The organism is Acinetobacter lwoffii (genome assembly GCF_022809915.1).
GTDB lineage: Bacteria > Pseudomonadota > Gammaproteobacteria > Pseudomonadales > Moraxellaceae > Acinetobacter > Acinetobacter lwoffii_M.
Window position 1 is genome coordinate 42,890 of record NZ_JALGQY010000023.1, and the last position, 12,101, is coordinate 54,990.

Annotated in this window: 11 protein-coding genes and 3 pseudogenes; 11 read left to right on the forward strand and 3 right to left on the reverse strand. The window is 43.6% G+C overall.

What is annotated here, in order from left to right:
• The first annotated feature begins 15 nt into the window (after positions 1-15).
• The 7 genes and pseudogenes from eat (at position 16) to MTX11_RS11875 (ending at position 6,377) form a co-directional block, all read left to right on the forward strand.
• Positions 16-1,458, forward strand: a pseudogene (eat, locus tag MTX11_RS11845) (ethanolamine permease).
• Positions 1,459-1,483: 25 nt separating this feature from the next.
• Positions 1,484-2,866, forward strand: a pseudogene (locus MTX11_RS11850) (ethanolamine ammonia-lyase subunit EutB).
• A pseudogene (locus tag MTX11_RS11855) lies at positions 2,815-3,243 on the forward strand (ethanolamine ammonia-lyase light chain EutC); the annotation flags it as partial. The pseudogenes MTX11_RS11850 and MTX11_RS11855, both read left to right, overlap by 52 nt.
• A 138-nt stretch (positions 3,244-3,381) precedes the next feature.
• Positions 3,382-3,714 carry a hypothetical protein gene (locus MTX11_RS11860; RefSeq protein ID WP_005106219.1) on the forward strand — a complete coding sequence of 111 codons (333 nt, stop codon included), beginning with the start codon at positions 3,382-3,384 and terminating at the stop codon, positions 3,712-3,714.
• Between the two features lie 201 nt (positions 3,715-3,915).
• Positions 3,916-5,862: a mechanosensitive ion channel gene (locus MTX11_RS11865; protein ID WP_243475183.1), complete on the forward strand. Its 1,947-nt coding sequence runs from the start codon at positions 3,916-3,918 to the stop codon at positions 5,860-5,862.
• A 68-nt stretch (positions 5,863-5,930) separates the two neighbouring features.
• The gene (locus MTX11_RS11870; protein ID WP_243475184.1) at positions 5,931-6,098 is read left to right on the forward strand and encodes a hypothetical protein; all 168 of its coding nucleotides are present in this window, start codon (positions 5,931-5,933) and stop codon (positions 6,096-6,098) included.
• Positions 6,099-6,227: 129 nt separating this feature from the next.
• Complete coding sequence (locus tag MTX11_RS11875; RefSeq protein ID WP_171260768.1) at positions 6,228-6,377, forward strand: hypothetical protein; 150 nt, start codon at positions 6,228-6,230, stop codon at positions 6,375-6,377.
• 29 nt (positions 6,378-6,406) lie between these two features.
• On the opposite strand, the gene MTX11_RS11880 is transcribed toward MTX11_RS11875, so the two are convergent.
• A complete protein-coding gene (locus MTX11_RS11880; RefSeq protein WP_243475185.1) occupies positions 6,407-7,606 on the reverse strand; it encodes a BaiN/RdsA family NAD(P)/FAD-dependent oxidoreductase in 1,200 nt (399 codons plus the stop codon).
• Between the two features lie 187 nt (positions 7,607-7,793).
• Here MTX11_RS11880 and MTX11_RS11885 point away from each other — a divergent pair, with 187 nt between their 5' ends.
• Positions 7,794-8,117 (forward strand): DUF4870 family protein, encoded by a 324-nt coding sequence (locus MTX11_RS11885; protein ID WP_044111062.1) that lies wholly within the window; start codon positions 7,794-7,796, stop codon positions 8,115-8,117.
• Here MTX11_RS11885 and MTX11_RS11890 read toward each other — a convergent pair.
• A complete protein-coding gene (locus MTX11_RS11890) occupies positions 8,114-8,995 on the reverse strand; it encodes a 1-aminocyclopropane-1-carboxylate deaminase/D-cysteine desulfhydrase (protein WP_243475186.1) in 882 nt (293 codons plus the stop codon). The two genes, MTX11_RS11885 and MTX11_RS11890, sit on opposite strands and share 4 nt — an antisense overlap.
• A gap of 180 nt (positions 8,996-9,175) precedes the next feature.
• Between MTX11_RS11890 and MTX11_RS11895 the strand changes: the two genes are divergently transcribed.
• On the forward strand, positions 9,176-9,358 hold the full coding sequence (locus tag MTX11_RS11895; protein WP_243475187.1) for an NF038215 family lipoprotein: 183 nt from the start codon (positions 9,176-9,178) through the stop codon (positions 9,356-9,358).
• A 103-nt stretch (positions 9,359-9,461) separates the two neighbouring features.
• On the forward strand, positions 9,462-10,085 hold the full coding sequence (locus tag MTX11_RS11900) for a LysE family translocator (RefSeq protein WP_004645862.1): 624 nt from the start codon (positions 9,462-9,464) through the stop codon (positions 10,083-10,085).
• Between the two features lie 69 nt (positions 10,086-10,154).
• Here the strand turns inward: MTX11_RS11900 and MTX11_RS11905 are convergent, their stop codons facing one another.
• Complete coding sequence (locus MTX11_RS11905; protein ID WP_243475188.1) at positions 10,155-11,342, reverse strand: ammonium transporter; 1,188 nt, start codon at positions 11,340-11,342, stop codon at positions 10,155-10,157.
• Between the two features lie 529 nt (positions 11,343-11,871).
• On the opposite strand from MTX11_RS11905, the gene MTX11_RS11910 reads away from it, so the two are divergent.
• On the forward strand, positions 11,872-12,101 hold a 230-nt coding region (locus tag MTX11_RS11910; RefSeq protein ID WP_243474662.1), incomplete at its 3' end, for a transposase.

The window sequence follows — 12,101 nt, forward strand, 5'->3', positions numbered from 1 at the left end:
AACAACGAGGTTGCTATGTCAGAGTCAAAAAGTGTGATTGATGCCAGTGTGACTGAAACAGCAGTACAAGAAGATTATTTTGCCTTGCGCCAGTTCAAGAAAGGTGCTGTAGGCTGGCTGCTTCTCGTCGGTCTGGGAGTAGCTTACGTGATTTCCGGCGACTTCGCTGGTTGGAATTTCGGTCTGGCACAGGCGGGTTGGGGAGGCATGTTTATTGCGACCATTGTGGTGGCATTTATGTATCTGTGTATGTGCCTGGCCATGTCCGAAATGTCAACCATGCTGCCGACTGCGGGTGGGGGTTACAGTTTTGCCCGGACTGCTTTTGGTCCCTTTGGCGGCTATCTGACCGGAAGTGCCATCCTGATTGAATATGCTATCGCACCGGCAGCAATTGCCTGTTTCATTGGTGCCTATTGCGAAGCCCTGTTTGGTATTGGCGGCTGGATCATTTATCTGGTGAGCTATCTGGTGTTTATGGGCTTGCATCTGAAAGGTGCCGGTGAGGCACTCAAAATCATGTTTGTGATTACCGCAATTGCTGCGGTAGCCTTGATGGTGTTCATCTTTGGCATGTTGCCTCATTTTAATAGTGCAAACCTGTTTGATATTGCGGTCAATACTGAAGCTGCGGGTGCAAGCAGTTTCCTGCCATTGGGTTATCTGGGCATCTGGGCAGCAGTGCCTTATGCGATCTGATTTTTTCTGGCAGTTGAAGGGGTGCCGCTGGCAGCCGAGGAAGCCAAAGAGCCAGCCAAATCATTACCGCGTGGTCTGATTGGTTCCATGCTGATTCTGGCATTCTTTGCCCTGAGTATCTTGTTGCTCGGTCCTGGCGCAGCAGGTGCAGATACGCTGAAAGATTCTGGTGCACCGCTGGTGGATGCCTTGGTGGCAGTCTATGGTGCCAATACCTGGATGGCGAGTTTTTTGAATTTTGTCGGGCTGGCAGGTCTGATCGCCAGTTTCTTCTCGATTATTTATGCCTATTCCCGTCAAATTTTTGCACTCTCACGTGCCGGTTATTTACCGAAAAAACTGTCCTTGACCAACAGCAATCATGTACCTTATTTGGCCATCATTATTCCGGGGATTATTGGCTTCCTGTTGTCCCTTTCAGGTGAAGGTGATCTGCTGATTCTGATGGCGGTCTTTGGTGCTACGATTTCCTATGTTTTGATGATGATGTCATATATCAAACTTAAGTTATCCAGACCAAATCTGGCACGTCCTTATCAGGCACCGGGCGGCATTGCCACAGCATTGATTGCTTTAGTGCTTGCAGCCATTGCAGTGGTCGCAGGCTTCTTGGTCGATCCAAAAGTCTGGCTAATGGCAGCTGCCATTTACGTGGCACTGATTCTCTATTTCTTGCTGTATAGCCGTCATCATCTGGTGGCCGGTACGCCGGAAGAAGAATTTGCGCGTATCGAGGCAGCAGAAAAGGAATTGAAATAAACCATCTTGCAGGGAGAATACGCTTATGCTGTATCAGATCAATGTGGCCAGTCAGCATTATGTCTTTGAGGGTTTAAAAACCTTATTGGCCAAGGCTACCCCTGAACGTTCTGGTGATCAGCTGGCAGGAATTGCGGCCGTGGATGCAACCGAGCGTATCGCTGCACAAATGTGTCTGGCAGAAGTACCGTTACAGCAGTTTTTGCATGAAGCTGTGATTCCTTATGAGGCGGATGAAATCACCCGCCTGATTATGGATGAACATGATGCCGATGCTTTTTATCCGATCTCGCATTTTACTGTGGGGGATTTTCGTAACTGGCTGCTCAGTGCAGATGCCACCACAGAAAAGATTACGGCCTTAAAAATGGGCCTGATTCCGGAAATGGTCGCGGCAGTGAGCAAAATTATGCGCAATCAGGATCTGATTCTGGTAGCGAAAAAATGCCGCGTGGTGACGCGGTTTAGAAACACCATTGGTCTGGAAGGGCACTTATCAACGCGTTTGCAGCCGAACCATCCGACTGATGATCTGATGGGAATCTCTGCATCCATTCTGGATGGACTGATGTACGGCAATGGTGATGCCGTGATCGGGATTAATCCGGCCACAGATAATCTGCAGAATTTGACTGAGCTGCTCAAACTGCTCGATCACGTTATTCAGGAATATGAGATTCCGACTCAATCTTGTGTTTTGACCCATATTACTTCTGGCATTCAGCTGGCAAATAAAAATGTTCCGATTGATCTGATGTTCCAGTCCATTGCGGGAACCTAAACAGCCAATACTGGTTTCGGGATCAATCTGGCGCTGCTGCAGGAAGGCTATGAAGCTGCCTTAAGCCTGCAACGCGGCACAGTGGGCCAAAATGTCATGTATTTTGAAACCGGACAGGGCAGTGCCTTGTCTAGCAATGGGCATCATGGCGTGGACCAGCAGACTTTGGAAGCGCGTGCCTACGCCGTGGCGCATAAGTTTAATCCCTTGCTGGTCAATACTGTAGTCGGCTTTATCGGGCCGGAATATCTGTATAACGGCAAACAAATTATCCGGGCCGGGCTGGAAGATCATTTCTGTGGCAAGCTGCTCGGTGTGCCAATGGGTTGCGATATCTGCTATACCAATCATGCCGATGCCGATCAGGATGATATGGATGTACTGTTGACCTTACTCGCCAATGCCGGACTGCATTTTATCATGGGTATTCCCGGTTCGGATGATGTGATGCTGAATTATCAGACGACATCCTTTCATGATGCGCTCTACATCCGGCAATTACTGGGATTAAAACCGGCACCCGAATTTGACTACTGGCTGGAGCATCAGGGAATTTTGGCGCAACAGTCTAATCAGCTGCACGTGCCATTGAGGAAAATAGCCTGCATTTTATTCAGGCCTTGCTAGAGGCATGCAAAGAACAAGGCTGGCAGATTGCCCCCTTAGTGATTGCCCGTGGCAGTCGTGTGGCACTGGGTGATGAATTGGCAGAAATTTTACAGGCGAAAATGCTGGTCATGCTAATTGGCGAACGGCCGGGTTTGAGCTCACCCGATAGTATGAGAATTTATTACACTTATAATGCTTTTAAAGGGTGTCATGATGCCTTGCGCAACTGTATTTCCAATGTCCGTTCTGCGGGCTTGGCCTATCCACTAGCTATCCAGCGACTGGTCGCATTGATGCGTAAATCCTGTGAGTTACAGCTTTCAGGGGTGCAGTTGAAAGATGAATACCAAACCCCAGTCGACATGCAACAAAGCCCGTCCAAACGGCTATTTTAAAGCAGTATCCAGCAGAGAATTCTGATGGATTAGTGACTTACATCCCGTCACCATCTCACCATGTTTTGTCACAGAAGCCCTATTCACAGCTTGTTATTCTAAAAATCTACTTATGAATAACAAAGAGTGAGGATGGTTATGGTCGATGATTTCAATAAAAAACCACCTTTAAATCATCAGGCAGACGTGACGCAGAAAAAGCGTATCCCTGTTTATATATTGATTTTGGTCGGTATTTTTTTACTCGCACTACTGTTCTATATGTTTGCTGACATGAATCCAGATGCGAATGATGCTCCTGCAGGACATCCAAATCCGAATGTACAGCCTGCTACCCCAAATAATTCAACTCCAGTCGGTGAGCCTACACAAGGCACCGCCACCATGAATGATGGAACGGAAGCTACAGCAACCGTGGGTGATGGCACAGAAGCAACAGCAACTGCGACTGATGGACAGGCGACTCAATAACTGAAAATACCTGAAAAGCTCTAGTGAACCACTGGGGCTTTTTTGCAATCGATGGTGATGTTTTAAGGTAGTGCCATCTACCTGGCTTGAGTCTGAAAACATCAAATCTAATATGAATCCGGAAGAAGAAGGGGCTGATTGTTTCAGGGAGATGCCCCCGATTTCAGATAAATAGCTTAATAACAAAGAGGGTAGAACAACATGAATGATTATATGAGAAGCCCGCGTGGTGGCTTCGATGCCATGTACTACTGGGATCAGTTCCATCCCATTCTTAGTGCAATTGCCATATTAGTAATTGGCTGGATCATTGCGTTACTGGTCTCGGCAGGCGTTAAAAAGCTCTTGCAGAAACTGGGTACCAATACACATTTAAATACGGCGACAGGTCATCACTCCAATGTGGAGAGCATTATCGCCCGCGTCGTGTTCTGGATTATTCTGATTATTGCCGTGATTGGTGCGCTGAATGTACTTAATCTTACCAGTGTCAGCGGTCCATTCAGTAATATGATCCAGCAATTCCTGTTATTTATCCCGCAGTTACTAGGTGCAATTGCAGTCGGATTCATAGGTTGGATTGTGGCCAATCTGGTCAAGATAGGGTTACAAAAGCTACTGGACCGAACGCAACTCGATGAAAAACTCAGTGCTGAAGTCGGTGTCAGTCCGATTAGTAAAAACATCAGTGAAATTGCTTACTGGTTAATTTTATTGCTGTTCTTGCCAATCGTACTGTCTATTTTGGGTCTCAACGGTTTGTTGTTACCAGTTCAAAATATGCTGACCGATGTTGTTAGTTACCTACCAAACATCTTCATTGCTGCAGTGATCATTTTTGTTGGTTATATTCTGGCGAAAATTGTGCGCGGTATTGTTGAAGGACTATTAAACAGTCTGAATGTACAGCAACATGCTGAAAAGGTAGGCATCTTCAAAAACTCGAATGTTTCTCAGGTGATTGGGTCATTCATCTTCGCCGTAGTGATCATTACTGCACTGATCATTGCATTTGAAGCATTGGGTATTGAGGCCATTTCTCAGCCTGCTACAGCCATGCTGTATGAAATCATGAATGCCATTCCGAATATTATCGCTGCTGCGCTGATTCTGATTCTGGCGTATGTGGTGTCTAAACTGGTAGCACGTCTGGTGGTTGAAGTAGTTGCTGGTACAGGTGTTGATGAAATTCCTGCCAAACTGGATATCCAACGCTTTTTAGGTACGACTAAACTTTCAAGTGTAGTCGGTTTCCTGATCGTTTTATTCACCATGCTATTTGCAGTATCTGAAGCAGCGAATCGTCTGGGCTTTGAACAGATCAGTGGCCTAATTGCAATGTTCATCTACTTCGGTGCCAACATCCTGCTCGGTGCGGTGATTCTGGTAATCGGTTTCTGGCTGGCAAATATCGTTGCGAATATCGTACAACGTGGTGAATATAACAGCTCACGCTGGTTAGCCAATTTAGTACGTGTCCTGATCATGGGTCTGGTTGTGGCAATGGGTCTGCGTGCTATGGGTATTGCCGATTCAATTGTTAACTTGGCGTTTGGTCTAACTTTGGGTGCTGTAGCAGTGGCATTCGCCTTGGCATTTGGTCTGGGTGGTCGTCAACCTGCGGAGCGTGTACTCACAGATTTGATTGATAAAGCCAAACGAGAGGCCAAAGACCCCAATCCAGTCAAAGAAAAAGCTGAGAACAGCATATTTTCTGGATTAGGTGGCAAGACCACAGGTACAAGTGCAGCCGACATGTCAGGTACTACAGGTGCGGCGATGAGTATGAGTTCAACAGATAGCTCAATGAGCCAGTCCTCTGGTGGTTCGCAAACTGCTATGGGTACTAGCGATTCCTCAATCACAACTCCAGGAGCAGGCATGGTGCCAAATCAGGATTCAGACGAGAATACGTCTATGGGTACGGATTTATCCCATACTACCCCGGCAATCCTTACTACTGCACCGCAGGATGATGAATCATTGGGTATTGATCCGGTCAATCCGGATGCGGATCAAGCCGTACCGGACTCACTAAAAGTCGATCCAACTCATCCGCCAGTCAATAATCCATTTGGTTCAACCGGAGAAAAAGAGCCAGATGTCGATATTGACCGTTCAACTCAGAAAAAAGATGACCTGAAATAACCTTTTATTTTTAAGCAAAATCGACCACGCTCATGTGGTCGATTTTGTTCAGTCATAAGGAAAAATGAATGAATACCAAGAAACCTAATAAAGTTCTGGCTCCTTTAGTCATTGCAGGAATTACGATTGGCTTTTTTACCGCTGCCTATCGATTTATTTTTGTGAAGAGTAAACAGGACGAGCAGTCTGAGCGAAAGCTGGATAAGAAAATACCAGAGACAGACGAATTTAACTGAGGAGTCAATCCTGCTCAGTCACCAGGAATAGAATTTATTTTTTAAAAAATATAGAATATTCAAGTGAATACTAAAATGATTTTGGTATTTTTCTTGCATTAAAAATATAAAGAAAAGGAGATCAACAATATGTGGAAAGCACTACAACATAAATTCATGGCATCTTCAGCAGATGACGTACCGCTATGTCTGCGAGAAGCTCAAAAAATGCAGCTGACGATTGACCGTTTAAAAAATACGGCCAATCTCAACCTGTTTAAAACAGACTATCTGGAATGAGTTAAGTAGCAAACCAGATTATCTATTGATTAAATATATTCCGATGCGGCATGTGCCGATGACCATGCCCATTGGAAATTATAGCCGCCCAAATGTCCGGTAACATCCAGCACTTCACCAATAAAATACAAACCTTTCTGCTTTTTACTTTCCATGGTTTTTGAGGATATTTCCGTGGTGTCTACACCACCCAAAGTCACTTCCGCTGTACGGTAGCCTTCTGTTCCTGAAGGTTTCACTTCAAAGCCATGCAGACGTGCCGCAATCTGTTCCAGCTTGTCATCACTGATATTGCCAATGGCAGTTTCAGCGCTTTCAGTCCAGATCAGACTTTGTAATTCAGCCACCACACTTTTCGGTAAATATTCATTGAGTAGTGTACGTAACAAGACTTTGGGCTGGCTTTGTTTTTTGGATTTGAAGAAATCCAACAGATCAACACTTGGAAGAAAATCTACCTTAAAGCTCTGCCCGACATTCCAGTAATTGGAAAGTTGCAGGGAACTTGGCCCACTCAAACCACGATGGGTAAATAGTAGTGCTTCGGTAAAGCTGTTGAGTTCATTGGAGAGTGTTGCTTCTACGGCATTGCCGCTTAAGCGCGTGGTGACTTCTTTAAATCCGTCAGAGAAGGTAAATGGAACCAGTCCGGCACGGGTTGGATAGACGTGATGTCCAAACTGTTTTGCAATCTCATAGCCAATGCCTGAACCGCCAAGCGTAGGAATCGATAAACCACCAGATGCCACGACTACAGATTCAACTTCAAAATATCCTAGTGAGGTCGCCACTTGAAAGCCTTGATCATCGACTAGATTGACTGCTTTCACTTCGCAGCTGGTTTTAATATCGACCAGACCGGTTTTGTCACATTCCGCTAGCAGCATCGACAAGATATCTTTTGCACCATTTAAGGTAAACAGCTGTCCATGTTTGCGCTCTTCATAAGCAATGCCGTATTCACATACCAAGCCGATAAAGTCCCAGTTGGTATAACGCGTTAAAGCTGAAATCACAAAATGTGGATTGTGTGAAATGTAATTGCTCGGTTCGACTTCCAGATTGGTGAAATTACATTTACCACCGCCAGACATCAGGATTTTTTTGCCAACCTTATTGGCTTTTTCCACTACCACGACTTTACGCCCACGTTGCGCAGCCATATACGCCGTCATTAAACCTGAGGCACCGGCACCTATGACTAGAACATCGTATTGCTTGGAAGACATCACACACTCAAGGGAGAAGAAAAGGGAAGCATTATAGACAATTTTATTTCAGCTTTCTCTATTCCAGAAAAATCAGTTCCGTGATTGCAGATTCACAGTGGATTTTAAACATAAAGTATTTGAAAGCTGTCTAAAACTCATGCATAGTTTTTGTACAAACTAAAAACATAATAACAAGGAAAAGCGAATGGCAAGCGCGGAAGATTTAAAACAATATAATCTCATTACTTATATTCTTTATATTTTAGGATTTTTTCTTGGTCTGACCCCATTTATTGCGATTGTGATGAATTATATCAAGCGTGATGAAATGCGCGGTACCTGGCTGGAAAGTCATGTCGACTGGCAAATTAAAACCTTCTGGATCAGTTTGCTGGGCTATATCGTCGGTGGCTTATTGACTGTGATCTTGATTGGTTTCCTGATTGTATTTCTGGTCTTTATCTGGCATATCTACCGCTTGGTCAAAGGGTTAATTGCCTTAAATAACAATCAACCGATTGAAGCTTAAGTTGCTATAAAATTAAAAGGAATATTACGGCCTTGCAGACCACCAGTATGAATCACCAACAGTTTTGATCCAGCCGGAAAATAATTTTTCTCGATTAGATCAAAAATCCCCATCAGCATTTTAGCCGTGTAGATCTGCTCCAGTGGAATTGCAAATTCCGCTTCAAAATCCCGGATAAACTGCATCAAGGCTGCACTGGTTTTGGCATAGCCACCACAGCAATAATCATCGAGAATATTCCAGTTGGTTTTATTCGTTAGTTGAGCGATTTCATCTTTTAAAAATGAACCTTTCAGTGCAGAAAATCCTAAAACCTGTTGATGCCCATGACTGGCTTCGATCAATCCACTGATGGTGCCACCGGTGCCTACTGCACAACAAATCACATCAAATTGCGCATCGCCATCTTTTAATATTTCCTGACAACCTTGAATCGCCAAAGCATTGGTTCCACCTTCAGGAATAATATAATGTTCAGGAAATTGTCGAGCGAGTTCGGCCAAATACTCAGGCTGTTGCTTGCGTCGATATTCATCACGACTGACGAAATGCAACTGCATCCCGAATTGCTGGGCGGTGGCTAATGTTGGATTCAATGGTCGATCAGCCAGTTCTTCACCTCGAATCATACCAACACTCTGAAAACCAAACTGCTGTGCGGCAAATGCAGTAGCGGCAATATGATTGGAATAAGCACCTCCAAAACTCAGAATATGCTGATAATCCTGTCTTTTGGCTTCAAGAAAATTGTATTTCAGTTTAAAAAACTTGTTGCCCGAAATTTGCGGATGCACCAGATCCAGACGACGTATTGTTAAAGTAATATCGTGAAAATTAATTTGTTGATCTGGAATATTTTGGGCAATGGTTTCAAACATAAAATTTCGCAAAGTTCATGATGTAAGCATTATAGCGGAAGTGCTAAAAATCAGAGCTTTTGAATAGCCCATTATTAGCTGATCACCATCGAATTGGTCGTAGATTGTCACAAATATTCCGCTGATTATTTAAACAATAATGCTAATCTAAACAGAGGAAACCCTGAGGAGGGTAGAATAATGAAAATATTATCCTGTGCTGTGTTGGTCGGCATGCTGCTCAGTCTGTCGGGCTGTGATGATGCAATGAATAAGCCTAAAACAGAAACCCGCACCATGATTATTGGTGGCGTACCTGTACATGAGCAGGATTATCAACTGCTAGACAAGCATTTGAGTGCTCAGGACCAGTTGAAACCTTAAGTAATTGCAATAGTTAAAATTCATGACAAATCCAGAAATTTTTACAGCAAATTTTCAGGTTTGTGCTTAAAATAGTTCTTCAATTTTTAAGTCAGGTTATCTCGTGGAATCATTCTGGATTTTAGGTTCGATTGCTTTTGCCCTGATGTTAGGTGCAATGAGTCCCGGGCCGACTTCTATTTATGTGGCAAAAAATTCAATTGCCATTTCACGTAAACATGGTTTATTTACTGCATTGGGTACTGGTCTCGGTGCAGCGATTTTTGGTCTGCTGGCAGTACTGGGTTTGCAGGCATTTTTGCTGGCTGTACCTTCGGCTTATCTGGCCTTAAAAATTTGTGGTGGTTTATATTTGCTTTGGCTGGCGTTTAAAATTATTAAACATGCCAAAGATCCGATCGAAGCGGATGTCGCCATTGCCAAACAGATGTCTTTACGCCGTGCCTTTACCACAGGTTTAATTACACAGTTGTCCAATCCTAAAATTGCGATTGTGCTGGCCAGTATTTTTACCGCGTTATTGCCCAAAGAAATTCCAACGTATTTTTATTTTGTTTTACCTGTCTTATGTTTCTTTATTGATGCGGGCTGGTGTTCACTGGTCGCAGTTGCATTATCTGCGGAAAAGCCACGTCGTGTTTATTTGAAGTTTAAAGCTTTGTTTGACCGCGCCGCAGGCGCAGTTATGACGGTACTTGGTTTAAAACTGATCTTTGGTATGAAGTAATTATCTCGTATAGACGTGCTGCTTATAAATAAAAAAAGCCCATAGTCGTAGAGGCTTTTTTTATGTCTATTAAAAAGTATTTTCTTCCGAATTAGCAGAAATACGATGAATCGACAAGTCTGCACCATTGAACTCTTCTTCCTCAGTCAGGCGAATACCCATCAAAACCTTAAGCAGGCCATACACCAAAAAACCACCCGCCAAAGCAATGACAATCGCCAGCACTGTACCTATGAGTTGTGAAATTAAAGACACTCCTCCCATTCCTCCAAGCCATTGCTGACCGAAGATACCCACAGCTAATCCACCAAAAGCACCACAAACACCATGTAAAGGCCAGACTCCCAATACATCATCCACTCTAAGTTTATTTTGGGTATAGGTAAAAAGTTTCACAAAAATAATACCGGCGCTGATCCCGATAAAAAAAGCACCCAAGGGATGAACAACATCTGATCCGGCACAAATCGCCACCAGACCTGCTAAGGGACCATTATGCAGGAAGCCCGGGTCATCTTTCCCCGCAACTTTGGCTGCTATTGTTCCACCAACCATGGCCATCAAAGAGTTAATGGCGACCAGTCCAGAAATGGCATCCAGCCGCTGCGCGCTCATGACATTGAAGCCGAACCATCCCACAATCAGAATCCAGGAACCCAAAGCCAAAAAAGGAATTGATGAAGGAGGATGCGCGGTGATCCGGCCATCTTTTTTGTAACGGCCATGACGCGCACCAAGTAGGATTATTGCGGCCAGTGCGATCCAGCCGCCCATTGCATGAACGACAACTGAACCGGCAAAATCATGAAAACTTGCACCAAATGCATGGGTCAGCCAATCCTGAAAACCAAGGTTGCCATTCCAGATCATACCCTCAAAAAACGGATAGATCAGCGCAACCAGAAATAATGTCGCTAAAGCCTGTGAACGCATTTTGGCACGCTCTGCAATCCCTCCAGAGATAATCGCTGGAATTGCTGCAGCAAAAGTCAACAGGAAAAAACAGCGCATCAGATTGTAGCCATGATCGGCAGACAAGGTTGCAGCATCATGGAAAAAGTGCTGACCGTAGGCAATATAGTAGCCCACTAAAAAATAGGCGATGGCGGAGATGGCAAAGTCGGTTAGAATTTTACTTAGGGCATTGACCTGGTTTTTATGTCGAACTGTTCCAAGCTCTAAAAAAGCAAATCCAGCATGCATGGCAAGCACTAGAACTGCACCGAGAAGAAGAAATAATAAGTCTATATTTTGCATGGTGCGTTCCAATTTAGTGCGCGGGATCACAAAAGAAAATCAGTATATAGAGGCAAATTGATTGTAGAAGAGGGCTAAGCAAGGGAAATTTTGATGAAGAATTTCTTGAAATTGATAAGACTCGATATAAAGCACGTTACTATTTTTTTGCACCAAACTAAGACATGGCGAGAGTTCATAAAATTCAGATTTATATTATATTTTTAGGTGTTTATATTTATCGTATGAAAAACGGTGCTAAAAAAGCATGCTAAAGGTGCACGTAAAAAGTAAAAGATTTTTAAGAAAAAATTTAAAAATAAACGAAACTATTGCTTTTAAATTTCAAAGCGTCATTCAAGTTTTAAATTTACCAAGTCATAGGGAATCTGGCTGAAGGATATTTAAAATAAATGAAACCCTAAAAAATTAGGGTTTCATGCTTAGATAAAATTATTGAAGTATTCAATTAGGGTGTGTTGACACTTTTAGTTTAAAAAAATAGCGAAGTAGTAAAATCAAATCGCCAAACCCAATTTTACTATTCGCTATGCCTCGTACCATGCTGACAGATCAACACTGGCAAAAGTTGAAAGTTATTCTGCGTAATTTATCCATTCACCACAACTCAAATTTACGCAATTTTATTGAAGCTATTCTCTATAGAATTAGAACAGGCTGTCCGTGGCGAGATATTCCTTGCTGTTTTGGTCATTCAAACTCTATTTTCAAACGTTTTAATCGTTGGTCAAGCAGCGGTAAGTTACTTAGATTATTCAA